The organism is Cohnella sp. SGD-V74 (genome assembly GCF_003001675.1).
In the GTDB taxonomy this organism is placed as follows: domain Bacteria; phylum Bacillota; class Bacilli; order Paenibacillales; family Paenibacillaceae; genus Cohnella.
In genome coordinates this window covers 120,649-145,632 of record NZ_PVYW01000001.1, presented here as the reverse complement: position 1 = coordinate 145,632, position 24,984 = coordinate 120,649, and the positions used below count along the sequence as shown (strand labels likewise).

The window sequence follows — 24,984 nt, the reverse complement described above, 5'->3', positions numbered from 1 at the left end:
GAATGCAAGCTAGATTGTTGTTGGAAGACGGTACGCTGTTTACGGGACAGAGCTTCGGAGCCGAAGCCGGATCCGTCGGCGAAGTGGTGTTTAATACGGGGATTACGGGCTATCAGGAAGTGCTGTCCGACCCTTCTTACTGCGGACAAATCGTAACGATGACTTATCCGCTCATCGGCAACTACGGCATTAACCGCGATGATTTCGAAAGCATCCGCCCCTACGTTCACGGCTTCGTCGTTCGTCGCCATGAGGACGTGCCGAGCAACTGGAGGGCGCAATATACGGTTGACCAACTGCTCAAGGAGTACGGCATTCCGGGCATCAGCGACATCGATACCCGCATGCTGACGAGAATCCTTCGCGTGCATGGCACGATGAAGGGCATCATTACGACGGGCAACGAGCGCGTCGAAGAGCTGATGGAGCGCTTGGGCGCTGCCCCTCTGATGCGCGATCAAGTCGCCCGCACGTCGACCAAGAACGTGTTCTCCAGCCCGGGCGAGAAAGAGCGCATCGTGCTGATCGACTACGGCGCGAAGAGCGGCATTCTGCGCGATCTGACGAAGCGCGGCTGCGACGTCATCGTCGTGCCTCAGGACACGACTGCGGACGAGATTCGCCGCCTTCACCCCGACGGCATTCAGCTGTCCAACGGCCCTGGGGATCCGAAGGACGTGCCTCATGCGGTCGAGACGATTCGTCAGCTTCTCGGCGAATACCCGATTTTCGGCATCTGCCTCGGACACCAGCTGTTCGCGCTCGCTTGCGGAGCGGATACGGGCAAGCTGAAGTTCGGTCACCGCGGCGGCAACCATCCGGTCAAGGAGCTCGAATCCGGCCGCTGCTTCATCACTTCCCAGAACCATGGCTATACGGTCGTCGAAGAATCGATCGCCGGCACCGAACTGGAAGTGACGCACATCAACAACAATGACAAAACGATCGAAGGCTTGAAGCATAAACGTTACCCTGCCTTTACGGTTCAATACCATCCGGAAGCGGCTCCGGGGCCTTACGACAACAGCTACTTGTTCGACCGTTTCCTGCAAATGATTCGCGACAACAAGCAAGCCAACCCGGAACGCCCGCGCCAAGCGCAACTGTCGGAGACGCTGAGAGGAGAACTGCTGTATGCCCAAAAATAATGACCTCAAAAAAATTCTCGTAATCGGCTCCGGCCCAATCGTCATCGGACAAGCAGCGGAATTCGACTACGCCGGCACGCAGGCGTGTCAAGCGCTGAAAGAAGAAGGCATCGAAGTCGTTCTGATCAACAGCAACCCGGCGACGATCATGACCGATACGAACATCGCCGACAAAGTTTATATCGAACCGATCAACCTGGAGTTCGTCTCGCAAATTATCCGCCAGGAGCGTCCGGACGGCTTGCTGCCGACGCTCGGCGGACAGACCGGCCTCAATATGGCGGTCGAGCTGGCTCGCGCCGGCGTGCTGCAGCAGGAGAATGTCAAGCTGCTCGGCACGCAGCTTGACGCGATCGAGCGCGCCGAAGACCGCGACCTGTTCCGCGAGCTGATGCGCGAGCTGGAGCAGCCGGTTCCGGAAAGCTCGATCGTCACGACGGTCGAGGACGCGGTGGAATTCGCGAACGGCCTCGGCTACCCGGTTATCGTGCGTCCGGCTTACACGCTCGGCGGCACGGGCGGCGGGATCGCGCCTAACGAAGAAGAGCTGCGCGAGATCGTAGCCAACGGCATTCGCTACAGCCCGATCAGCCAATGTTTGATCGAGAAATCGATCGCCGGCATGAAGGAAGTCGAGTACGAAGTTATGCGCGACGCCAACGACAACTGTATCGTCGTCTGCAACATGGAAAACTTCGACCCTGTCGGCGTTCATACCGGAGACAGCATCGTTGTCGCGCCGAGCCAGACGCTGTCCGACCGCGAATACCAAATGCTTCGCTCGGCGTCGCTCAAAATCATTCGCGCGCTGAACATCGAAGGCGGCTGTAACGTACAGTTCGCGCTCGATCCGCAAAGCTACCAATACTACGTCATTGAGGTTAACCCTCGCGTCAGCCGTTCTTCGGCGCTCGCGTCCAAAGCGACCGGTTACCCGATCGCGAAGATGGCGGCCAAGATCGCTATCGGCTACACGCTCGACGAGATCGTCAACCCGGTTACGGGCCAGACGTACGCTTGCTTCGAGCCGACTCTGGACTACATCGTATCGAAAATTCCGCGCTGGCCATTCGATAAGTTTACTTCCGCTAACCGTAAGCTGGGTACGCAGATGAAGGCGACCGGCGAGGTTATGGCGATCGGCCGCACGTTCGAGGAATCGATTCATAAAGCGGTACGCTCGCTCGAGATCGGCGTGCACCGTATCTACTTGAAGGGCGCCAACGAGCTGTCCGACGAAGTGTTGACGAACCGGCTGATCAAAGCGGACGACGAGCGGCTGTTCCTCGTCGCGGAAGCGTTCCGCCGCGGTTGGGCGCTGCAGCACATTCAGGATCTGTCGAACATCGATTGGTGGTTCCTCGACAAAATCGAGCGGATCGTCCAACTCGAAGACGAGATCCGCAGAGCGCCTGCGCTTACGCCGGAGCTGCTGTACAAGGCGAAGAGGAACGGCTTGACCGACCGCGCGATCGCGGAGCTGAGAAGCGAAGGGCATCCGTCCGGCGCTTACACGAAAGAAGCGGACGTCCGCACTTACCGTCTTGAGCAAGGCCTTGCGCCGGTATACAAGATGGTCGACACGTGCGCCGCGGAATTCGAAGCGACGACGCCGTATTACTACTCGACTTACGAGACGGAGAACGAAGTTCTTCCGAGTGACAAAGAAAAGATCATCGTGCTCGGCTCCGGTCCGATCCGGATCGGGCAAGGCATCGAGTTCGACTATTCGACCGTGCACGCCGTATGGGCGATCCGCGACGCGGGTTACGAAGCGGTCATCATCAATAACAACCCGGAGACAGTATCCACCGACTTCAGCACGTCGGACCGCCTCTACTTCGAGCCGCTCTTCTTCGAAGACGTCATGAACGTCATCGAACAGGAGAAGCCGGTCGGCGTCATCGTGCAATTCGGCGGACAGACGGCGATCAATCTGGCTGCGCCGCTGGCCAAAGCCGGCGTCCGCATTCTCGGCACATCGCTGGACAGCATCGACGAAGCGGAAGACCGCAAGCGGTTCGAGGCGCTGCTGAGCAGACTGAACGTACCGCAGCCGAAAGGCAAGACGGTCACTTCCGTGGAAGAAGCGGTAGGAGCCGCGCAAGAGCTCGGTTATCCTGTGCTTGTGCGCCCGTCTTATGTTCTCGGCGGCCGCGCGATGGAAATCGTGTACTCCGACGATGAACTGCTATCCTATATGGAAGTCGCGGTGAAAATCAATCCGGAGCATCCGGTTCTGATCGACCGTTACATGCTGGGCAAAGAAATCGAGATCGACGCGATCTGCGACGGCGAGACGGTGCTCATCCCGGGCATCATGGAGCATGTCGAGCGCGCGGGCGTTCACTCCGGCGACTCCATCGCGGTCTATCCGCCGCAGTCGCTGTCCGAAGATATTAAGCAGCAAGCGATAGACATCACGATCAAGATCGCCAAGGAATTGAAGACGATCGGTCTCGTCAACATCCAGTTCGTCGTCTGGCAGGACAAAGTGTACGTCATCGAGGTTAACCCTCGTTCGTCCCGTACTGTGCCGTTCCTGAGCAAAGTGACGAAAATCCCGATGGCCAACCTGGCCACTCAGGCGATTCTTGGCAAAAAGTTGACCGAGCTCGGTTACCAGGAAGGACTGTGGCCGGAAGACGAGTTCGTATCGGTCAAAGTACCGGTATTCAGCTTCGCCAAGCTGCGCCGCGTCGACCCGACGCTGACGCCTGAGATGAAGTCGACCGGCGAAGTCATGGGCCGTGATCGCTTCTATGCGAAAGCGTTGTTCAAAGGCCTGGTCGGATCGGGCATGAAAATTCCGAACTCCGGCGCGATTATCGCGACGGTCGCCGACAAGGATAAAGAAGAAGCGATCCAGATTTTGAAAGGCTTCTACAACCTTGGCTACAAGCTGCTGGCCACGGGAGGAACTGCCGATGCTTTGGAAGCCGCGGGACTGAAAGTCCGCCGCGTCAACAAGCTGTCCGACGGATCGCCGAACATTCTGGATCTGATCCGCACGGGCGAAGCGCAATTCGTCGTCAACACGCTGACGAAGGGCAAGACGCCTGAGCGAGACGGCTTCCGCATCCGCCGCGAGGCGGTCGAGAACGGCGTCGTCTGCTTGACATCGCTGGACACGGTCCGTGCGCTGCTGAACATGCTGCAGGCGCTCCGCTTCTCCAGCGAGCCGATGCCGGCGTTCCAAGCTTAATACGAGCAGGCCGCCCGGTCCCCGAGCCTTAAGGGGATCGGGCTTCTATATGAATACTTCAATCAGAGGGAGGAATAACAGTGACATTGCTATCCCGCAATGAGGCGGCAGGCAAAATCATGGTCGCGCTCGACAAGCCCGACGCGAAAGCCGCCGTGGAGCTGGCCGATCAACTGCAAGGCTCCGGCTGTTGGATGAAGGTGGGCATGGAGCTGTTCTACGCGGCAGGACCGGAGATCGTCCGGGAACTGAAGAGCAGAGGCTTCCGCATCTTCCTCGATCTGAAAATGCACGACATCCCGAACACCGTTCGCGGTGGAGCGAGAAGCATCGCCAGACTTGGCGTGGATTTGTTTAACGTCCATGGAGCCGGAGGGCTGGCGATGATGAGCGCCGCTGCCGAAGGCGTGCGGGATGCATTGGAGGCGGGCGACGCCGAGCGCGCTCCGCTCGTCATCGCGGTGACGCAGCTCACGAGCACGAGCCAGCGCGTGTTAAACGACGAGATCGGCATTCCCGGCGGGCTGGAGGACGCCGTCGTCCATTATGCCAAGCTGGCGCAAGCAGCAGGCCTGCAGGGCGTCGTCGCCTCCCCGTTGGAAGTTCGAGCGATCAAGCAAGCTTGCGGAGACGGCTTTATTACCGTGACGCCGGGAATTCGTCCGCGCGGAGCGGATGCAGGAGACCAATCGCGTATTACGACGCCTCGCGACGCGGTGGCAGGCGGCACCGATTATCTCGTCATCGGACGGCCGATTACGGCCGCCGAATCGTCGTCTGAAGCGCTGGACAACATTTTGAAGGAGATGACCGAATCATGAGCCAATATTCCGTAGAGCAGCTGCCGGCCGTTATCGCGGGCAATCTGCTGGACATCGGGGCGGTCGCCCTGCGTCCGAACGACCCGTTCACTTGGACTTCCGGGATCATATCCCCGATCTATTGCGACAATCGGCTCACGATGAGCTATCCGGACATCCGCGACGCGATCGCCGAAGGCTTCGCGACGCTCATTCGCACGCATTACCCGGACACCGAAGTGATCGCCGGCACGGCGACCGCGGGCATTCCGCATGCCGCGTGGGTCGCGCAGAAGCTGAACCTTCCGATGGCCTACATTCGCGACAAGGCGAAGGGCCACGGCAAGCAAAATCAGATCGAAGGCTTGATCAAAGACGGACAGAAGGTCGTCGTCATCGAGGACTTGATCTCCACCGGCGGCAGCTCGCTTAAAGCGGCGCTGGCCGTCATGGAAGCAGGCGGAGACGTACAGGGAGTGCTGGCGATTTTCACTTACCAGTTCGCTCTGGCCGAGCAAGCTTTCAGCGAAGAAGGCGTCGAGCTGAAGACGCTGTCGAACTATTCGGCGCTCGTCGACGAAGCGCTTAGACGCGGCACGATTAGCGAATCCGACGTCAGCCTGCTGAAATCTTGGCGCGAAAACCCCCAAGCGTTCGGCAAGTAAGCGATATAACGATCGGCGACTGGCGGCTCTCCCGTGGGAGGGTCGCCTTTTTGTCGATTACTCGGTCTCGAGACCGAGGTCAAAAGCGTGCCCGGGACCGTCGAACGGCTCCTTCTCTTCGGTTACAATGGGATTATCTTAAGAGGTTTGGCAAAAAAAGGAGAGTGCAATTGTGGCCATTCTGGAAGTGAAGGGCTTGCGCAAAGCTTTCGGATCCGTGCAAGCCGTAGAGGAAATCAGCTTCTCCGTCGAGAACGGGGAAGTGTTCACGATCATCGGTCCGAACGGAGCAGGCAAGACGACGACTCTGGAGATGATCGAAGGCATGCAGGCGCCCGACAGAGGAACGATCTCGATCAGCGGGATGACGTGGGATAAGGATGCCGACCGCATCAAAACGATCATCGGCGTTCAACCGCAATCGAGCGCCCTGTTCGATCTGCTCACCGTGGAAGAGAACCTGGACCTGTTCGGCTCGTTCTATCCGCACTCGAAGCAGTCGTCCGAGGTGCTGGAGATGATCAATCTGACCGATCACCGTCGCAAAAACGTCAAGTCGCTCTCCGGCGGACAGCGTCAGCGTCTGGCGATCGGACTGGCGATGATCAGCGATCCGCAAATCATTTTTCTCGACGAACCGACGACTGGTCTGGACCCGCAGGCCCGCCGCAACATATGGGACATCGTTCTGAAGCTGAAGGAACTGGGCAAGACGACGATTTTGACGACCCACTACATGGAGGAAGCGGAGAAGCTGAGCGACCGCGTCTGCATCGTCGATCAAGGCAGAGTCGTCACCCTCGACTCGCCCGCCAATCTGATCGACAGTTTGACGAAGGAACGGGAAGTCCGACTGTACTTCCAAGACGGAGAATCGGCCGCTGCCGAGACGGAACAAGTCGCCAAGGGCGATTCGACGGTCGTTCGCACGGAGCTGGACGGCTCTTCGCTGAAGCTTTGGTCGGTGAGGCCGGAGGAAACGCTGTACGGAGTGTTCGGTTTCACGAAGGAAAAAGGGTATCGGGTCGAGCAAGTCTCCATTCGCGAGATGAGCCTCGAGGACGTATTCATCGCCTTTACGGGCAAAGAGTGGAGGGACTAAGGTGAGCAACGGCAAACAGCTCGGCAAATTGTTCGGAGCGCAGCTTAAAATGATGTTTCGGGAAAAGCAGGTCTGGTTTTGGAATCTCTTCTTCCCGATTATTTTGATGGTCATTTTTATGGTGATTTTCGGCGGGGGCGGCGGCAGCGACTTCAAAGCGAAAATCGCAGTCGTGAAGCCGAGCGCAACCGAAGCATCGGATATGCTGGAGGGTTACTTGCGCCAGGTGCCGGTTCTCGAATGGAAGTCGGAGCAGCCGATCACGGCGGAAGAAGCGGACGAATGGGTTAAGGACAAAGATGTCGACGCCGTCATCGTTTTGCCTGGAGAGAACGAGACTACGCTCGGAATCATCGTTAACAAGGAGAATGAGAGAAGCGCGACGACTCAAGCCATCGCGGGCATTCTGGACAAGTTCGTGCAGCAGACGAACTACCAAGTGGCCGGCGTAACGCCGACATTCTCGGTAGAAACGACCGCCGTATCGAGCGGCAGCGAGGATCTGAGCTACGTCGACTTCCTGCTGACGGGGATGATCGCGCTTGCGGTGGCGCAGGGCGGACTGTTCGGCATGGTGGATATGGTAGAAATGAGAAGGAAAGGCTTGCTGAAAAGGCTGAGACTCACTCCGGTGAAAATGGGGCTGTTCGGAGTGGGCGGCATGATGGTGCGTTTCATACTGGGCATCGTGCAGATCGTCATTCTGTCCCTGATCGGCGTATTCGGGTTCGGGGCCAAGCTCCACTTGGACTTCCCGACGCTTATCGTAGGCTTCCTCGTCGGAGCTCTTGCCTTTAACGCGCTCGGTTATCTGTTCTCTTCCTTCAGCAAATCGATCGAAGCTTACATGGGGATGGCCAACATCGCCAGCTTCCTGATGATGTTCCTGAGCGGTATTTTCTTCCCGACGAGCGGCTTCCCGGAATGGCTCGTTCCCGTATCGCAGGTGCTTCCGCTGACTTACTTCGTCAACGGCATTCGCGACGGCATGGTGTACGGCAGCGGCATCGCTTCCGCCGACTTCTGGGCAGGCATCGGCATTCTCGGCGCATGGGGCATCGTCGCCTTCGCCCTCGGCGTACTGATCTACCGCAAAACCAAAATAGAGGTTCGCTAGTCTTACAGGCATTCACCAAGGCTTGCGGGACCCGATCGCCGGCGCATCTTAAGCGCTTCTCGATCTGGTCCTTGCAGGCCTTTCTTCTTGTTTTGTCCCCATTTCCCCACCTATGGCCATTATCCCCATGCCTCAGGCTCTCGCCCACGTTGCAGGTAGCTCAGCGCTCCTATGGCCATTATCCCCATGTCTCAGAACTCGTTTTTTTGTTGATGAATATCTGACTTTCTGACTAGCGTAGCTATGGGAAATGTCTCCGAGATTCAAAGATCGTTTACTCTTTTGTTTATGCTACCTTCTGAAGAAAATGGAAATCAGCCTTGAGCAGAAACGCCTATGGAATTGGAAAGAGAAACATGGAGTTGCGGATAGCGACTACTTCGGACGATACCATTTCTGAGTGAATGGGATAATGGATATAAGGTACAGAAAGAAGGAAGTTCTCTGCCGGACTGTTCTGAGCGAACGGGATAATGGGCAGAAGACACAGAGGAAGGAAGTCATTTACCTCCTGTTTCTGAGTGAAAGGGATAGTGGTCGTAAGCGTCAAAATAGAGAGAGGTTGTCGGACCGGTTATTCTGAGTGAACGGGATAATGGCCATAGGTACGAAAAAAGGAGGTCTGCCGACCGGAGAGGGAAAATACCGTTCAGCAGCGGCAGACCTTGCGTGCTATTCAAGTGATGGCAGACCCTATGGCGTCGGACCTAAGCGCCGGTCCGTTAAGTGGCGGAAGAGATAGACCGTATGGGGCAGACCGTAAAGCGTCAGACCCAATTCGAGGCAGCGTGCTACTGCAGACGTTTGAGCCACTGGCTGATTTCGTCGTTGGGGAGATCGTTAGCGGACGGGATCGGGATTGATTCGTCGGATAGCTTGTACTTCAGTTTTAAGGCGATGATTCGACGCAAGCTTTCATTGAGGCGGGATTCGGAAATTTCTCCGGATTTGGCCGCGGAGAGCAGCTTGTCGTATACTTTGCGGGCCGTGTCGTAGCCGTGGGCGACGAGGATGAGATCGCTGCCGGCCAGAAACGACTGGAGCGAGGCGTCCTCGATGCCGTAGTTGCGGGCGATGGCGCCCATTGTCATGTCGTCCGTAATGACGACGCCGTCGTAGCCGAGCCGGTCGCGCAGCAGGTCGGTGATGACGGTTTTGGACAGCGACGACGGAGAGTCGGGATCGATCGAAGGGAATAGGATATGCGCGATCATCACCGCGTCTGCCCCCTCCTTGATGGCCGCTTGGAACGGAATCCACTCAAGCTTTTCCAGGTCCGCGGTCGTTTTGTGTACGGAAGGAAGCTCCAGGTGAGAGTCGACGGACGTATCCCCATGGCCGGGAAAATGCTTGACGACGGCAACCGTTCCGCCTTGCTGAAGCCCTTGCATGACGGCGACGCCCATGCTGGCGACGAGATCGGCGTCGCTGCCGAACGCCCGACTGCCGATGACCGGGTTGGCGGGGTTGCTGTTCACGTCGAGAACGGGTGCAAAGTTCATGTTGAAGCCCATTAATCGCAGTTCGTCGGACAGCAAGGCGCCCATCTCCTGAGCCAATTCAGGCTTTCCGGTGCGTCCGACTTTGACCGCGTCCGGCATAGCCGTGAAATCTTTGGGCAGCCGGCTGACTTTCCCGCCTTCCTGATCGACGCTCATGAAGAGGGGGAGCGGATTGCCCCCGTTCGCCTGCTTAAGAGCGTTGACGAGCTGGACCGAGCCGCTCAAGTCGGAGAAGTTGTCCTTGTACCAAATCAAGCCTCCGACGTGCTGCTCATCAATGAGCTTCTTCATCTTCTCATCGATCTTCGTTCCATCGATGCCGGCAACGATCACCTGGCCGATTTTCTCCTCTAATGTCATGTGTTCCAACAACAGTTCGACCGGATTTTCTTCCGCCGGCGGCGTTGTTTCCGGGGATGCGCTGCCGGAAGGCGACGACGCTGCAGGCGGTTGCTGTTCCGTCGGAGCAGAGGGAGCAGGGGAAGCGTCAGGATTGCCCGAGCCGCGCGAACATCCGACGACCAGAATCGCAAGCAGACAACAAATTCCCAGCAACACTCCGCGGTTGGAGATGGCGATTTTCATCGATACGAATCCTCCTTAACAAAAGACTCCCGGGGTTCCTGAACAAGGAAGCCGGGAGTTCTGCTATTTTTACACTTCGAACGAGCTTTTCAAAGACACGATGCGGTTAAAGACGGGCTTATCCGGGGCGGAATCCTTAGGGTCTACGTTAAAGTACCCGTGACGGAAAAATTGGAATTTGTCCCCTCCGGAAGCTTCCTTCATATCCGGCTCCACGAAGCCCTTCAGCACTTGAAGGGAGTTCGGATTCAGATGGTCGAGGAACGATTGCCCCTCTTCCTCGGACTCGTCGGAGATGAGCGGCTCGTACAGACGGAACTCGGCAGGCACCGCATGCGAAGCGTCCACCCAATGGAGCGTTCCTTTTACTTTGCGTCCGGTAAAGCCGGAGCCGCTCTTCGTCTCGGGATCATACGTGCAGCGAAGCTCGACGACGTTGCCTTCCGAATCATGGATGACTTCCTCGCATTTGATGAAATACGCGTGCTTGAGGCGTACTTCGTTGCCCGGGAACAGCCGGAAATATTTCGGAGGCGGGTTATCCATGTAATCGTCCCGTTCAATGTAGATCTCTCTGGAGAACGGAATTTTGCGGTGACCCATCTCCGGGTTCTCGGGATTATTCTCGGCGTCCAGCCATTCCGTCTCGCCTTCGGGATAGTTCGTGATGACGACTTTCAGCGGGGCCAGAACGGCCATCGTCCGCAGCGCTTTGAGCTTCAAATCCTCACGGATAAAATGCTCCAGCATCCGCTCGTCCACGACGCCGTAGCTCTTCGCGACGCCGATCTCGCGGCAGAAAGCGCGGATCGCTTCCGGCGTATAGCCTTTGCGGCGCAAGCCGGAAATCGTCGGCATGCGGGGATCGTCCCAGCCGTCCACTTTTTTCTCGTCGACGAGGAGCTTGAGCTTTCTTTTGCTCATGACGGTATTGGTGATGTTCAGACGAGCGAATTCGTATTGGTGCGGTACCCAAGGCATTTCGCATTCGCGGACGACCCAATCGTAGAACGGGCGCTGATCCTCGAACTCCAGCGTGCAGATCGAGTGCGTCACGCCTTCGATGGCGTCTTCAAGCGGGTGAGCGAAAGCATACATCGGATAGATGCACCAAGCGTCGCCGGTATTGTGATGATGAGCATGCACGACCCGGTACAGCACGGGATCGCGCAGGTTGACGTTCGGGGAAGCCATGTCGATCTTGGCGCGCAGCACCTTTTCCCCGTCGGCGAACTCGCCTTCCTTCATGCGGCGGAACAAGTCGAGGTTCTCCTCGACAGAGCGGTTCCGATAAGGGCTCTCGGTTCCGGGAGAAGTGAGCGTTCCGCGAGCTTCGCGGATTTGATCCGCGGACTGGTCGTCGACGTAGGCCAAGCCTTTGCGGATAAGGAGAGCGGCGCGCTCGTACATTTCTCCGAAATAGTCCGACGCGAAGAACAACCCGTCCCACTTGAAGCCGAGCCACTCGACATCCTTTTTGATCGACTCTACGTATTCCACGTCTTCCTTGACGGGATTCGTGTCGTCGAACCGCAGATTCGTTCTTCCTTTGAACTCGTCGGCGAGCTCGAAGTTCAGGCAGATCGATTTGGCGTGACCGATGTGCAAATAACCGTTCGGCTCGGGAGGGAACCGGGTGACGATCTCTTTCACTTTTCCCGAAGCGATATCTTCGGATACGATGTTCCGAATAAAGTTCGATGACGACGTCTTAGTTTCCAAGGTGACCAACCTTCCTCGCAATAAATCGTTATATCCTCTAATAATACACAAAAAGGCGGCTTCTTATAAAGGGCTAAGCGAAAAAACGGAAAAATGTCGGGTCTCGTCGATTGGGCGGACGCACGATCGGGTATATTTCTCCTAAAAAAATGATAAAGATTTAATTTTTTCAGTAACTTTTCAGATAGACGCCTCGTTATAATCATTGAAGAGATTGGCAAGGGAGGAAGATGAATGCTGTCATGGCTAAGTCGGGGGTCCACGGCTGAGAAGTCAGGCGAACAGAGAGAAGATTTGACGAAACCGTCCGAGAAGGCGCAGGCCAAGGATACGGAGGCTGCAGCTGAAGCGTCCAAAAGTGAACGCCTGGTCGCGAACGAACCGATCTTGTCCGTGCGCAACGTGGAACGATCCTTCGACGTCGGAAGCCAGAAAATCAAGGTGCTCAAAGGAATCAATCTCAATCTCTATCCGTCCCAGCTCGTTATGTTGAGAGGTCGCTCGGGCTCGGGTAAGACGACGCTGATGAATCTGATGGGCGGACTGGACACGCCGACGAAGGGAGAAATATTTTTCAAGGACCGTCCGTTCCACAAGTGGGATGACGACAAGCGCACCGTCGTGCGCCGCAAGGATATCGGCTTTATTTTCCAGGCGTTCGCCTTGATGCCCTTATTGTCCGCTTACGAGAACGTCGAATTGTCTCTTCGCATGGCGAACACCCCGCGCTCGGAATGGAAGGAGAGAATTATAGCCTGTCTGGATCTGGTCGGCCTCACCAAGAGAATGCATCACCGTCCGTTCGAGCTTTCCGGGGGAGAACAACAGCGGGTGGCCATCGCCAAGGCGATCGCCCACAAGCCGAGCCTCATTCTGGCGGACGAACCGACGGCGGAGCTGGACAGCCAGATGACCGCGCAAATTATGCAGGTGTTCAAAGAAGTCGTCGCAGCCGAGAACATCTCGCTCTGCATGACGACGCACGATCCTACGATTATGGAGGTAGCAGACCATGTCTATGAAATGGTGGACGGCGTATTCGTCGCCAATTGACCGTCAGGCGCACGGACGCCGCAGCCGCAAGAGGGCCGGAGTGATCGCCGCGCTGGCATTGTCTTTGGCGCTCTCGGGGTGCAGCTTGCTGCCCGACGAACCGGAGGAGGAAGATCTGTCCGCGATCCAACTTCCGAAAATTTCCGAAAAACCGCAGTACGACGTAGTAACGAAAACGCTGGAAACGAAAGTGTCGGGTTCCGGCAAAATACTGTCCTCCCAGGAGAAGCAGGTCTATTTTACGTTGGACGGAAAACGTCTTAAGAAGCTTTACATAGAATCCGGCCGCAGCGTCAAAGAAGGAGAGACGCTGGCCGAGCTGGACGTCGACGAATTAAAGAAGAGCCTTCGCTCGCAGGAGCTTTCCTTCAAGCAGCGCGAGCTTGAGATGAAGGAAACGCTGCGCAAGAAAGACGAGATGGACCCGATCGAATTCGAGATGAAATCCCTGCAATTCGAGGAAGCGCGTCAGCAACTCGCCGATATGCGCGAGGATATCGGTAAAGCGGTATTGACCTCTCCATTCTCCGGAACGGTCGTATCGGTGCCGGTGCAAGAAGGCGACATGGTCAAAGCGTACGACACGGTCGCCGTAATCGCCAATCCGAGCAGTCTCGTCGTCGCCGCGGAGCTGTCCAAGGACGATCTGGAGAAGGTTGCCGTCGGCATGGAAGTGCGGGTCGACATTAACAACGTCGGACAGCTTCCGGGCAAGATCAAGCAGATGCCGATTCCTTCGACGGACAATCAGAACGGCGGCAACAACGGCGGCAAAACGGACAGCATCAACAAATATTTGCTGGTCGACGTCGGTAAGCTGCCTGAGGAGGTCACTCGCGGAACTCCGCTGTCCATCTCCGTCATTATCAACCGCAAGGAGAACGCGGTTGTCATTCCTCTGGCTGCCCTGCGGACGATCGGAGCGCGTTCTTACGTTCAAGTGGCGGAAGCGGACGGAAGCAAGCGCGAGGTCGACGTGGAAGTCGGACAACAAACTTCGACCGACGCGGAAATCTTGAACGGCTTGACACCGGGACAGAAAGTCGTAGGTCGGTAATCGATGAACGCGCTGATTCGGTTTCTCTTCCGCAAAATGTGGAACACGCGCTGGATGACGCTCAGCACGCTTGCCGGATTGTTCGTCGCGGTCGCTTTCACGACGAGTATTCCGATGTACGCGGACGGCGCGCTCAAGCGGGTCGTCTCGCAATCTCTGCAGGACAACAGCGAAGGGTTGCCCGCGGGTTCGATGTTGATTCGTTACCAGTCGACGGACGGCAAGACGGATTTGGAAAGCTTCCGTAACGTCGATCAGTATATTCGCGAGGACGTCAGGTCCGACATCGGTTTTCCGGTGGAGGTCTCCCAGCGGAGCTTGACGATTCGCAGCTCGGAAGTGTCTCCCGAAGATCCGACGAAGGTGGATGCGAGCCGTACGAGGAAGCTGACGATCGCTTCCCTGGAAGGATTAAAGGAACAAGTCGAGATGGCAGGAGGCAAGTGGTTCGCGGACAGTTCCGATGCGGACGGCACGATCCAGGCCGTTATGATGGAGGAAGCGCTGTTCCGCAACGACCTGCACGTAGGCGACGTCCTGCTGTACTCGGCTGCTGGGGAGACGCTGCGAGTTCAGATCGTCGGAGCGTTCAAACCTGTCGACGACACGAGCTCTTATTGGTATCAAGGTTTGGAAGGACTCATGAATTATTTGTACGTGGCAGATCCGGTCTTTCTTGACGATCTATCGGCCAAACGAGGCATTCCGATTCAGATCGCAAGCTGGTATTCCGCATTCGATCTGAGAGAGATTCAAACGAGCCAGCTCTCTCCGCTGTCGAGCAAGCTGAACCGCATCGACATCGAAGTGTATAAGAAGCTGAAGGACACGCGCCTGGAACTCAGTTTCGCCGAGATGCTGAGCGATTTTCGCCGGGACAGCATTCAACTGCAAACGATGCTCTTCACCCTCGCAGCTCCGATGATCGCCATGGTGTTCTACTTCATTACGATGAACACGCAGCAGGCGCTTGAGAAGCAGCGCTCCGACATCGCGGTACTGCGAAGCCGGGGGGCGAGCACGAGACAGATCTTTATGCTGTTCCTTCTGGAAGGGACCCTGCTAGGCATCGTTGCGCTGGTAATAGGTCCGTTATTTGGCTGGTTCATGGCCAAGAGCATCGGATCGGCCAGCGGGTTTCTGCATTTCGTAGACCGCAAGGCGATCCCGGTCGGATTCTCGATCGACGGCGTGCTGGCCGGCGTTGCGGCCGTCATTGTGGCGATCGCGGCGACCGTCATTCCGGCTCTCGTCTTCACGAGGACGTCCATCGTCGATTACAAGAGGCAGATGGCGAGGGGAGACAGCAAGCCGTTCTGGCAGAAATGGTTTATCGACGTGCTGCTGCTCGGCGTTGCCGGTTACGGCTGGTATTTGTTCAACGAGCGGCAGATGGTTACTTTCAAGACGGGAATGACGACGGACCAGCTCAACGTGCAGCCGTTTCTGTTCTTCGTTCCGGCGCTCAGCATTTTTGCCGCGGGACTTGTGTTTCTCAGGCTGTTCCCGCTCCTGCTCAAGCTGTTTAATCTGATGTGGAAAAAGATTTTGCCGGTGTCGTTTTATTTGACGCTTACGCAGTTGTCGCGGTCGTCCAAATCGTATTATCCGCTCATGATTTTGCTCATCTTGACGCTGGGCCTTGGGGTGTACAATTCCTCCGCAGCGCGGACGATCGGGCTGAACTCGGAAGAGAGGATCATGTACAAATACGGAACGGACGTCGTCGTCCAGACCGTATGGGAAGGCACGCCGGAATTCAAGCCTCCGACTCAGCAAGGCGGCGGCAACGGCGGAGGCGGTGGCGGAGGTCAGGGAGATCGCCCTGCGCCGACGAAGTTTAACTACAATGAGCCTCCGTTCGAGATTTTCCGCACGCTGCCGGGCGTCGAGCACGCGGCGCGCGTGCTGCAGACGAAGAGCAGCTTGACGATCTCCGGCAAGACGGCGGGGCAAGCGACCATCATGGGCATCGACAACGTCGATTTCGCCCGCGTCGGATGGCTTCGCAAAGACATGTACCAGATCAATCCGTACAAATATCTCGAATGGATGGGGCAAGTGCCGGAGGGAGCTTTCATCTCCTCCAACGTAGCCAAGAAGTTCGACTTGAAGCGGGGAGATACGGTCCAGACGGTCATTCAGGAGCAGACGATCGAGTTTATCATTTTGGATGTTTTGCCTTACTGGCCTAGCTTGTACCCGGACCAAACGCCGTTCCTGATCGCGAATCTGGGCTATATCTACGATCAAGCGCCGCTGATTCCTTATGACGTGTGGCTCAAGATGGATCCGGACGCTAAAGTGCAGGAGATTATCCCGGTGCTTCAGGAGAAAGGCGTCGAGCTGGCGGCGATCAACAGCATGAGATCCGAATTGACGACACAGAGCAAGCACCCGGCCAGGGGAGGCGTATTCGGAATTCTCAGCCTGGGCTTCCTGGTGACGATTATCGTTTCGTTGTCAGGCTACATTCTGTTCTGGTTCTTTAACTTGTCGCGTAGGGTCGTGCAGATCGGTATTTTGCGCGCCATGGGGCTTTCTCGTAAGCAACTGACGGGCATGCTGCTGCTCGAGCAAATCTTTACCGCCGGCTTGTCGATCGGTCTCGGCATAGGCATCGGTAAGCTTGCGAGCTTGCTGTTCCTGCCTTTCCTGCAGACGACGGACAATTCGACGAATCAGGTTCCTCCGTTCCGCGTCATTTTCGAAGCGACCGACACGAACAGGCTGTATATCGTTGTCGGCGTCATGATGACGATCGGCGTGGCGCTTCTCATCACGCACATTAGACGCTTGAAGGTTCATCAGGCCGTCAAGCTGGGAGAGGAGCGGTAAGCAAGCATGATTACATGCGAAGGTCTCGTGAAAATTTACAAGGCCGACGATCTGGAGGTCGTCGCCCTTCAAGGCTTGAACTTATCCGTCAAAGCCGGAGAAATGATGGCGATTATCGGGAACAGCGGAAGCGGGAAGTCGACCTTGCTGAACATTCTCGGCGGGCTCGACCGCCCTTCCGCCGGCCAGGTGCAAGTAGGGCCGTGGAATCTGCTGAAGGTCAACGACGACGATCTCGTGAAGTACAAGCGAGATACGGTCGGCTTTATCTGGCAGAACAACGCCCGCAACCTGCTGCCGTTCCTGAGCGCTCTTGAGAACGTAGAGATGCCGATGATGTTTTCCGGCAAGCTGGACCGGGCTTATGCCAAGCAACTGCTCGAATGGGTCGGCTTGAAGGATCGCATGCATAACAAGCTGCAGCAGCTGTCCGGGGGCGAGCAGCAGCGGGTGGCGATCGCCATCTCGCTGGCGAACCGTCCGCAGCTGCTGCTGGCCGACGAACCGACGGGTTCGGTAGATTCGCGAACGTCCGATATTATCATGGATATTTTCCGCAAGTTTAATCGGGAGCTTGGCTTGACGATCGTAATCGTTACTCACGATTTGTCGCTAGCAAGCAAAGTGGACCGGGTCGTGGCGATCCGCGACGGGCTGACGAGCACCGAGTTTATCAAGAGGAACCCCAACCTGGATCATTCCTTGCCGCTCTCGGGCGGGCGGACGCCGGAAGAAGCGCACGAAGCTTTCGTCGTTGTCGACCGGGTTGGCCGCTTGCAAATTCCGAAAGAATACTTGTCCGCTCTTGCGATCGGCGACAAAGCAACGATGGAGTTCGACGGAGACAAGATTGTCATTACAAAACCCAAATCCTTGGAGGAGGACGAAACAGCATGAACAAACAAGCAGGAAAAACCCGAAAATGGGTGCTCACCGGAATGAGCCTATCTTTACTAGTCCCGATGCTCGCGGCGTGTAATTCGGGGGACAGCGCGAACGATCCGGATAATCGCCGTACGCTGCGCATCGGCACGATGTACGGCAGCAAATCCGATGAGAGCTGGTTCCGCCAGCAATTCACGGACATGTTCGAGTTCACTCATTCGAACATCGACATCGAGGTCGTGCCCGCGATCGATTATTCGGAAATGCAGTTCGAGGACTACTCGAAGCAACAGGAACCGGTCGACCAAATGGCGAAGCTCAAGGAAATCATGACCGGAAGCAACCCGGTAGACGTCATGATCATCAATGACATGAGCATGCTCGGGCAGCTCGTGAACGACAATCTTCTGAAGCAGCTCGACCCGATGATCAACGAAGACAAAATCGACGTCAGCGAGTTCGTGCCGACGGTCATCGACGGGATCAAGGAGCAGGGAGACGGCTTCCTGTACGCACTCTCGCCGACGTTCCAATCATCCGCTCTCTACTATAATAAGAAGCTGTTTACGAAGCAGGGAGTCGAGTTCCCTCAAGACGGCATGAGCTGGGACGACGTATTCAACCTGGCGAAAAGGATGAAGTCGGGAAGCGGCAAGGACGCTATTTTCGGATTCACCTTTAATCAGTGGGGGGCAGGAGATAACTTCTGGGATTTCCAATCGTTCGCTGCGCCTCTTCAGCTCAGGATGTTCGACGAGAAGGGCGAGACGATGACGGTCAACACTCCGCAATGGCAAAACCTCTGGGAGACAATAGCCCAGATGAAGAAAGACCGCGTAACGCCAAGCCAGGAGGATATGAACTACGAGCAGCCTCAGGGAGAGAATTACCGCTATAATCCGTTCCAAGGCCAATTGTTCCTCAACGGTAAAGTGGCCATGACGATCGGGGACTACGGTATGATCAACCAGATCCAGCAAATGAATGACAACAGCGATAAGCTGAAGATGGAGAAGCTGGAGTGGGACGTCGTCACGGTGCCGTACCATATCGGCAAGGAAGGGTTCGGAGGCAATATCTATTTGAACCAACTGGCCGGTATTAACGCCAACGCGAGAAATACCGACGACGCTTGGGAATTCGTCAAGTTCATGAACGGCAAAGAGTGGGCGAAGCTGAAGTCCCGCAGCACTTACGAGCTGTCCGCGCGCAAAGAATTCGTCAAAGTGCGCGACGGCATGAGCTACAACATCGATGCGTTCACGAAGATGAAGCCGGCTCCGCTGCAAGGCTCTTCGATCAAGGAACAGGAGTTGTACCGCGAAAAGCCGAATCTGAACTTGATCAACGAGATGGGCTCGATGCTCTTCTCGCAAGTGATGCAGGGAAGCAAGTCCGCCAAGGACGCGCTGGCGTTGTGGCAGGAGAAGGGGAACGATCTGCTTCAGAAGATCAAGACGAACCCGAAAGGCAACATCGAAAATCCGTTTGATGGAATCAATACGGACAACGGCGGTGGCGGTGGAGTTATTCCTCTCGATAAGAGAGCGATTATGGAAGCGGCCGGCGAAGCGGTCATTATCGATTAAACGAGGAAGTTCTCAGGCGCCCCATTCATATGGATGGGGCGTTTGCTTTAAATTTCCCGGGAGACGGATTCAAATCCGCCAAAGCCGAGCATGCTAGGAGCATCCACATCTCTACAAAAGCGGGGGAAGACGCATGAAATGGGTATACTGGTCGAGATTGTACGACAGCAAATTTCAAGCGGGATGTCTCGTTCAGCGCATGGAGCACGACAGCTGGGTATTCGGCCTTGAGGCGCCGCAGGAGATCGAAGTATTCCGTTCGAAAAAAGGGAAGTATGGCGTTCGCTACATGCCCTGAGCGGCTTGTACAGGAGGTTGAGCTGCTGCATATTGGCAAAGGGACGGTTTTTGTGCTAAGCTGGTGTCCGGAAGGATCGGACGAAGGAGGAAGCAGCGATGCGAAGAATGCCGTTATCCGCGGAAACAGCCGTTAAATTGGCCGAATACATGAAGGTGCCGTTGGAGCATTTGATGCACATGCCACAGCATATTTTGCTGCAGAAGCTGGGCGAGATGGCGAAGGCGCAAACGGGCGAGGACAAGCAGCATCTGGAAACGGAAGAAAAGAAAAGTGAATAAAAGTGTTGACTGCAGGCTATTTTCTATAGTATATTATTACTTGTCGCCAATAAATTCTATAATGCTTTAACGACGCGGGGTGGAGCAGCCCGGTAGCTCGTCGGGCTCATAACCCGAAGGCCGCAGGTTCAAATCCTGCCCCCGCAACCAACACCTTTCTCTGGACCTTTACGGGGGCCTTTAGCTCAGTTGGTTAGAGCGGTCGGCTCATAACCGATTGGTCGGGGGTTCGAGTCCCTCAAGGCCCACCACGGAGTTCGTGGGGCAGCGCTCGTTGACCGATCGTTCTCGGTTGCCAGAGACTCGCATGCCGGGATGGCGGAATTGGCAGACGCACAGGACTTAAAATCCTGCGGTAGGTGACTACCGTACCGGTTCGACCCCGGTTCTCGGCACCACTACATACATAAGGGGTTTTCCCTTTTTTGTAGCAATCCTAAAAACCATAAATTATGATGAATCCTGTGCAGTAGAAGTTACTTCTGCTAGACACACAGGACTCACAGCGTGAGATCCTTTTTCGTACTATCTGTATCCGCAAAATACAGATGATGGCGAAGGAGGATTTTTTGGTTATGGCGGTAAGAATGAATAAGGTAAGAAGAGCACCAGAGACGATGGAAGAGGCACTGGATCGGTTTATTACATGGAAGAAAGCAAATGGGATTAGCGATCAGACGATCTTGGATTACACGACTCATGTTAATTTGTTGTCCAAGAGGTATCCCGATGCGGGGAGTTCATTTGAACAGCTTGAGAAGGCTATGGTTTCCCACCTTAGTCAGGAGGAGATAAAACCTGCAACCTATAACAATCGATCGGTCTACCTCCGCACATTCTTTATTTGGTGTGTCGAGCACGGTATGATTTCCGATAACCCGTTGATTGGGTTTAAGAAGCGCAAGGATGAGGGAAGGCATGTCAGTGTTGATGAGGATACGCTTGCTCGTCTGATAGCTCTTCCGAACCGAGAGACGTTCGCGGGATTAAGGGACTATACCCTATTCCTTCTATTCCTTGACTGTGGGATAAGGTCCAAGGAAGCATTTAGCCTGGATGAAGGAGATTTCCACCCGCGAGCCAGCATTCGTTCGCGATAAATCGTTGGGGCCAGCCCCTGGATTCGTGGTGTAGATCCGCCGCCTGTTGTAGTAGACCATGACGTATCTGAAGCTGATCGATTTGATATGCGCCATCGTATATTGCTCGGTTTTGATTTTGTAGAGCTTCTCTTTCTTAAGCGTAGCAGACTATGACGTACGAATCGGATTTCAACACTACAACCATGAAAAGGCAGTAATAGCGCCCACAGCGCCCACGCGGCGCTTTTATTTTTATATAAGAAGGGGATTCGTCCGCCCATGTCGAATATTAAAACATTGATATTTACTTACAGGACCACCTATTATATCAGTGTTCTGACGCTCTACAGGGAGGAAAATGTAATGCCGCAATGGCCGCATATCTACACTCAAATTATAAAGAATCCGTATGAGGAAGGCAGAATGAATCTGCGTGTACTTACTGGATATGGATCGTCTGCTTTTGTTCATCATCTTTTATATACATACGATAGAATCTCGATTGACGTAGTATTAGGAATGGTAAAGCAACAACCAATTACAATATGGGACCACAATGAATATGTGAATCTGGTTCGTAATACTGGCAGATTGCGTGTTCGTTACTATAATGGTACCCCTCCAATACACGCAAAGGCTGTGTTATGGCAAGGGGAAAACAGTGAGCCTGATATGGCATTCGCGGGGTCTTCAAATCTAACATGGCATGGATTCAGAGACTTTCAGGAATTAATGGTGTCGGCAGACCCCGCCGAAGTATTACAAGCTTTTCCAAAGGAACACTTCCTAAAGGATTGTACTGACGAAGATATATTTGAACACTTCCAGATGCTATATCAAAGGGAGCCTGAAATTGGGGATATCGATACCTCAGCAATTGGTGCTGCAGTTAGTGGATGTCCAAGTGTTGTGCTAAGACTTACTCAAAAGAAAGATGATCAGGTTCACGGTAGAAGTGCTCTGAACTGGGGACAGAGGGATGGAAGGGAACCTAACCAAGCTTACATTCCTATAGCTAGTGAAATACATAGGGGTAACCCTGACTTTTTCCCAGACCTAGCCGTAGAGTTTACAATGATTACTGATGATGGAGAGAGTTTTGTATGTGCCGTAGCCCAACAGGGCAGGAAAGCCATCCATACAAACCATGATAACAGCATCTTAGGCAAATACTTCCGAAGACGGCTAGGGGTACGGCTTGGTGAGAAGGTTGAGAATACGCACCTTTATCATTATGGAAGAGATTCGATAACTATATATAAAATGAATGATGATACATATTATATGGACTTTAGTCAGAGAAGGAGACAGTTATGATCATAGATGGTTCGAAGGTTGCTCGGTTATCAAGAATTTTAAGGCATGATGGATTAAGCCAAACCGAAGTAAATAATATCAAGAGTAATGCAGTAAGGTTAATTGATAAGGTTGGGGCTCTTGATGACCCGGCTTGCCATGGACTGCTTTTTGGGCAAATTCAAAGCGGCAAGACAAACAATATGCTGATGTCTACTGCCCTAGCATCTGATAACGGATTTCGACTATTCATAATCCTTACATCCGATAATGTTTGGCTATATGATCAGACACTTGATAGAATCAATCAATCCCTGCCAGGTATGCAAGCCTTGGGTAAGGATCAATGGATGATGGCACATCCAGAACGAATACAGACGGCACTGCAAACAGGTGGTCTGGTGTTAATGGCTACCAAGAATACTCATATCCTTCAATCATTAATCGATTTTCTGGAGATGCATTGCTCAGAGGAGATTCGTCCGATCATTTTTGATGATGAAGCCGATCAAGCCAGTCTAAACACGTTATTAAATAATGACACGGACGACTTGAGTGGAGTCAATGAGGCAATTGTCAACATTAGGGGATATTTTGAAAAACATGTATATGTGCAAGTTACTGCGACTCCACAGTCCCTGTTCTTGCAACATTCAGAGAGCGATTTTGCTCCTCAATTTACTGTGACTTTTGATCCTGGAGAAGGATATGTCGGCGGTGAAGCTTTCTTTGAGGCTGAGCAGCACCTTTCTCCAATGAGGTTGTTTCCAGACAATGAAGTGGATAACATTCTTTCAACTGACATCTTAGATACAGAAGAGACTTGGGAAGCTGTGCCGACAGGACTTAGAAAGGCATTATGTTCGTTTTTCGTTGTTGCCGCTTCTAAGCTAGTAAACGGTGAAGGTACTGCTTTCTCTTTCGTCTGCCATGTCAGTCAACGTCAAGATCCCCATAGAAGGATTGAACGTATTATAAACAGCTTTGTGACAAGGCTTACCCGTGCTATGTCGAATCCTTCAAACCAAGATAGCACGGTCGTTGTTGAGTATTTAAGGGAAGCATACGACGATATGAGGCTGACACATTCAAATCCTCCCTCTTTCCAGGACGTCATACAAGAGATTGCGGAGTGTATTAATAGTACTAGTATTCAGTTGCTTATTTCAGGCTCTAGATCGGCAACCTACAGCTCCCCATTTAATATACTAATTGGCGGTAACAGGCTAGGTCGCGGGGTCACTATTAAAAGGTTGCTGGTAACTTATTATGGAAGGACCAGTAAGTCGCCGCAAGTTGACACGATTCTGCAACATTCAAGGATGTATGGGTATCGCAAGAATGATATGGATGTAATGAGGTTTTATATTTCAAGTTCATTATTAGAGATTTTCAAGGGTGTACATGACTCACATAAGCAGCTTTGGACAATGGCTCGTCAAATTGATCCGACTGAAATGCAGGCTATTGTATTATCGAGAACTACTCACTCGTTACTCAGGGCAACACGTACGAGCGTAGTATATGTTGATGCTCTTGCGTTCTACATGCCTGGGAAAAGATACTTCCCATACTCCCCTCTTGTAAAAAATGTAGAAACGCTTGATAGAATTTTGATGCCATTCATGGGTACAGGCCAAGTGATGCAAGTTCCAATTGATATGCTTGTTGATATCTTGAATCTCACAGCGGCTGATGAGTCTGGGGGAGGATCATGGGACGATGAAGCGATAAGAACGTGTATGAGGAATATGAAGGAAATGTTCCGAAATCGCGGCTTTATAGAAGTAAGGAGTACCAACATTAGCAAAGGATATCGTGCTTTGCTTTCTGGAGGTTCAGATCGATTCGATCCTTCAGGCCCAACGTTAACCATGTACAGATTTAATGGCAGGGTTGAAGAAGGCTGGGATGGACAACCATTTTGGGTTCCTAACTTAAGATTCCCTGACGGTAAGAATTTCTTCATGTTTACTGTACTCTAAAGGGCTGATGGTTTAGAACGCTATTGAGGTGTAGGTAATGAACTTAAACCCTGACAATCCATTAATCGCTAAAATCGAAAAACACATTGACCAAGCAATAAAAAGATATAAGAAGAACTTCAAGTCGTTTGCAACAAAAGAGGAACATGGTTCAGGTGTAGTTGCTGATTGGTTTGGGCTATTCAATGATCTGTATCTGCTTGGTCCAGTTGAAGATGGAGAAACTAGAATTGATTTTGAATTCAATCATAGGCTGTTAAGTCCACGCACAGAAGAATCTACAATAGGTGCTGATCTTATAGTGAGTCTTAAGATGGATTTGCCAGAGATCAGGGTGGAAAAAGGTATCCTTATTCAACACAAACTTGATTCAACTATCACCACGAAGAACAAGATGGATGTTAGAGTGGATACGGCTCTATTAAAAAAGCAAGTAAGTGATATGCTAAGCTTTTCACCGAGTTCTTATGTAATGGTTTCTTCAATTCACGGATTTGATGTAATACCCGCAATAGAAGTAAGTGGCGCTGAGAAAATAAAAACGAACATACTAGCTAGTTATTCCAACATGACGTTTGGACACTTTATATCCAGAGTGTTTGTGCCATGTTTTACAGGCGACAGCAAAATTACCGGAGCAGTTGCAGATGCAAACAACTTGTCTGAGTTGCTAATTAGCATCGGTGCAAGAAAGAGCACGCAAGACGGCAATAACAATAATCTCCCGACGAAACCTAAGAGCTCACGGACTCCTAGGAAGAGAAAGCAGTAACC

The 24,984-nt window shown here is 53.6% G+C and carries 19 protein-coding genes and 3 tRNA genes; 20 read left to right on the top strand and 2 right to left on the bottom strand.

The window, feature by feature from the left end:
• The first annotated feature begins 2 nt into the window (after window positions 1–2).
• The 6 genes from B0G52_RS00705 (at window position 3) to B0G52_RS00680 (ending at window position 8,037) form a co-directional block, all read left to right on the top strand.
• Window positions 3–1,148 (top strand): carbamoyl phosphate synthase small subunit, encoded by a 1,146-nt coding sequence (locus B0G52_RS00705; protein ID WP_094041592.1) that lies wholly within the window; start codon window positions 3–5, stop codon window positions 1,146–1,148.
• Window positions 1,135–4,353: a carbamoyl-phosphate synthase large subunit gene (gene carB / locus B0G52_RS00700; protein ID WP_094041591.1), complete on the top strand. Its 3,219-nt coding sequence runs from the start codon at window positions 1,135–1,137 to the stop codon at window positions 4,351–4,353. The genes B0G52_RS00705 and carB overlap by 14 nt, the downstream gene beginning before the upstream one ends.
• A gap of 119 nt (window positions 4,354–4,472) precedes the next feature.
• Window positions 4,473–5,174: an orotidine-5'-phosphate decarboxylase gene (gene pyrF / locus B0G52_RS00695; RefSeq protein WP_094041980.1), complete on the top strand. Its 702-nt coding sequence runs from the start codon at window positions 4,473–4,475 to the stop codon at window positions 5,172–5,174.
• Window positions 5,171–5,818, top strand: a complete 648-nt coding sequence (gene pyrE / locus B0G52_RS00690; RefSeq protein ID WP_094041590.1) for an orotate phosphoribosyltransferase — start codon at window positions 5,171–5,173, stop codon at window positions 5,816–5,818. Before pyrF ends, pyrE begins: the two co-directional genes overlap by 4 nt.
• A gap of 172 nt (window positions 5,819–5,990) precedes the next feature.
• The gene (locus B0G52_RS00685; RefSeq protein WP_094041589.1) at window positions 5,991–6,920 is read left to right on the top strand and encodes an ABC transporter ATP-binding protein; all 930 of its coding nucleotides are present in this window, start codon (window positions 5,991–5,993) and stop codon (window positions 6,918–6,920) included.
• A 1-nt stretch (window position 6,921) separates the two neighbouring features.
• Entirely contained in the window at window positions 6,922–8,037 is a 1,116-nt protein-coding gene (locus B0G52_RS00680) for an ABC transporter permease (protein WP_233162230.1), read from the top strand.
• Window positions 8,038–8,828: 791 nt separating this feature from the next.
• Here the strand turns inward: B0G52_RS00680 and nagZ are convergent.
• On the bottom strand, window positions 8,829–10,124 hold the full coding sequence (gene nagZ, locus B0G52_RS00675) for a beta-N-acetylhexosaminidase (protein ID WP_094041588.1): 1,296 nt from the start codon (window positions 10,122–10,124) through the stop codon (window positions 8,829–8,831).
• Window positions 10,125–10,193: 69 nt separating this feature from the next.
• The gene (locus B0G52_RS00670) at window positions 10,194–11,846 is read right to left on the bottom strand and encodes a glutamine--tRNA ligase/YqeY domain fusion protein (RefSeq protein WP_094041587.1); all 1,653 of its coding nucleotides are present in this window, start codon (window positions 11,844–11,846) and stop codon (window positions 10,194–10,196) included.
• A gap of 234 nt (window positions 11,847–12,080) precedes the next feature.
• On the opposite strand from B0G52_RS00670, the gene B0G52_RS00665 reads away from it, so the two are divergent.
• The 14 genes from B0G52_RS00665 to B0G52_RS00605 all read left to right on the top strand — a co-directional run bounded on the left by B0G52_RS00665 (window position 12,081) and on the right by B0G52_RS00605 (window position 24,982).
• Window positions 12,081–12,899, top strand: a complete 819-nt coding sequence (locus tag B0G52_RS00665; protein ID WP_094041586.1) for an ABC transporter ATP-binding protein — start codon at window positions 12,081–12,083, stop codon at window positions 12,897–12,899.
• Window positions 12,859–13,956 carry an efflux RND transporter periplasmic adaptor subunit gene (locus B0G52_RS00660; protein ID WP_198960564.1) on the top strand — a complete coding sequence of 366 codons (1,098 nt, stop codon included), beginning with the start codon at window positions 12,859–12,861 and terminating at the stop codon, window positions 13,954–13,956. The genes B0G52_RS00665 and B0G52_RS00660 overlap by 41 nt, the downstream gene beginning before the upstream one ends.
• 3 nt (window positions 13,957–13,959) lie before the next feature.
• Window positions 13,960–16,794 carry an ABC transporter permease gene (locus tag B0G52_RS00655; protein ID WP_094041584.1) on the top strand — a complete coding sequence of 945 codons (2,835 nt, stop codon included), beginning with the start codon at window positions 13,960–13,962 and terminating at the stop codon, window positions 16,792–16,794.
• Window positions 16,795–16,800: 6 nt separating this feature from the next.
• Window positions 16,801–17,691, top strand: a complete 891-nt coding sequence (locus B0G52_RS00650) for an ABC transporter ATP-binding protein (protein ID WP_094041583.1) — start codon at window positions 16,801–16,803, stop codon at window positions 17,689–17,691.
• Window positions 17,688–19,268, top strand: a complete 1,581-nt coding sequence (locus B0G52_RS00645) for an ABC transporter substrate-binding protein (RefSeq protein WP_094041582.1) — start codon at window positions 17,688–17,690, stop codon at window positions 19,266–19,268. Before B0G52_RS00650 ends, B0G52_RS00645 begins: the two co-directional genes overlap by 4 nt.
• Window positions 19,269–19,401: 133 nt before the next feature.
• Entirely contained in the window at window positions 19,402–19,566 is a 165-nt protein-coding gene (locus B0G52_RS35810; protein WP_198960563.1) for a hypothetical protein, read from the top strand.
• A 98-nt stretch (window positions 19,567–19,664) separates the two neighbouring features.
• A complete protein-coding gene (locus tag B0G52_RS00640; protein ID WP_094041581.1) occupies window positions 19,665–19,847 on the top strand; it encodes a YycC family protein in 183 nt (60 codons plus the stop codon).
• A 73-nt stretch (window positions 19,848–19,920) separates the two neighbouring features.
• Window positions 19,921–19,997: transfer RNA gene (locus B0G52_RS00635), tRNA-Met, on the top strand.
• A gap of 24 nt (window positions 19,998–20,021) precedes the next feature.
• Window positions 20,022–20,098 (top strand) — tRNA-Ile (locus B0G52_RS00630).
• Window positions 20,099–20,156: 58 nt separating this feature from the next.
• A tRNA-Leu gene (locus B0G52_RS00625) sits at window positions 20,157–20,245 on the top strand.
• Between the two features lie 177 nt (window positions 20,246–20,422).
• On the top strand, window positions 20,423–20,947 hold the full coding sequence (locus B0G52_RS35195; RefSeq protein WP_143762489.1) for a tyrosine-type recombinase/integrase: 525 nt from the start codon (window positions 20,423–20,425) through the stop codon (window positions 20,945–20,947).
• Window positions 20,948–21,208: 261 nt separating this feature from the next.
• Window positions 21,209–22,246 (top strand): restriction endonuclease PLD domain-containing protein, encoded by a 1,038-nt coding sequence (locus B0G52_RS00615; RefSeq protein WP_094041579.1) that lies wholly within the window; start codon window positions 21,209–21,211, stop codon window positions 22,244–22,246.
• A complete protein-coding gene (locus B0G52_RS00610) occupies window positions 22,243–24,210 on the top strand; it encodes a Z1 domain-containing protein (RefSeq protein WP_094041578.1) in 1,968 nt (655 codons plus the stop codon). The genes B0G52_RS00615 and B0G52_RS00610 overlap by 4 nt, the downstream gene beginning before the upstream one ends.
• 37 nt (window positions 24,211–24,247) lie before the next feature.
• The gene (locus tag B0G52_RS00605) at window positions 24,248–24,982 is read left to right on the top strand and encodes a hypothetical protein (protein WP_094041577.1); all 735 of its coding nucleotides are present in this window, start codon (window positions 24,248–24,250) and stop codon (window positions 24,980–24,982) included.
• Window positions 24,983–24,984: the final 2 nt, after the last annotated feature.

Coding starts and splice junctions, on each gene's coding strand:
- B0G52_RS00705 (WP_094041592.1), top strand. CDS start 3: ATGCAAGCTAGATTGTTGTTGGAAGACGGTACGCTGTTTACGGGACAG.
- carB (WP_094041591.1), top strand. CDS start 1,135: ATGCCCAAAAATAATGACCTCAAAAAAATTCTCGTAATCGGCTCCGGC.
- pyrF (WP_094041980.1), top strand. CDS start 4,473: ATGGTCGCGCTCGACAAGCCCGACGCGAAAGCCGCCGTGGAGCTGGCC.
- pyrE (WP_094041590.1), top strand. CDS start 5,171: ATGAGCCAATATTCCGTAGAGCAGCTGCCGGCCGTTATCGCGGGCAAT.
- nagZ (WP_094041588.1), bottom strand. CDS start 10,124: ATGAAAATCGCCATCTCCAACCGCGGAGTGTTGCTGGGAATTTGTTGT.
- B0G52_RS00665 (WP_094041586.1), top strand. CDS start 12,081: ATGCTGTCATGGCTAAGTCGGGGGTCCACGGCTGAGAAGTCAGGCGAA.
- B0G52_RS00660 (WP_198960564.1), top strand. CDS start 12,859: ATGTCTATGAAATGGTGGACGGCGTATTCGTCGCCAATTGACCGTCAG.
- B0G52_RS00655 (WP_094041584.1), top strand. CDS start 13,960: ATGAACGCGCTGATTCGGTTTCTCTTCCGCAAAATGTGGAACACGCGC.
- B0G52_RS00650 (WP_094041583.1), top strand. CDS start 16,801: ATGATTACATGCGAAGGTCTCGTGAAAATTTACAAGGCCGACGATCTG.
- B0G52_RS00645 (WP_094041582.1), top strand. CDS start 17,688: ATGAACAAACAAGCAGGAAAAACCCGAAAATGGGTGCTCACCGGAATG.
- B0G52_RS35810 (WP_198960563.1), top strand. CDS start 19,402: ATGAAATGGGTATACTGGTCGAGATTGTACGACAGCAAATTTCAAGCG.
- B0G52_RS00640 (WP_094041581.1), top strand. CDS start 19,665: ATGCGAAGAATGCCGTTATCCGCGGAAACAGCCGTTAAATTGGCCGAA.
- B0G52_RS35195 (WP_143762489.1), top strand. CDS start 20,423: ATGGCGGTAAGAATGAATAAGGTAAGAAGAGCACCAGAGACGATGGAA.
- B0G52_RS00615 (WP_094041579.1), top strand. CDS start 21,209: ATGTCGAATATTAAAACATTGATATTTACTTACAGGACCACCTATTAT.
- B0G52_RS00610 (WP_094041578.1), top strand. CDS start 22,243: ATGATCATAGATGGTTCGAAGGTTGCTCGGTTATCAAGAATTTTAAGG.
- B0G52_RS00605 (WP_094041577.1), top strand. CDS start 24,248: ATGAACTTAAACCCTGACAATCCATTAATCGCTAAAATCGAAAAACAC.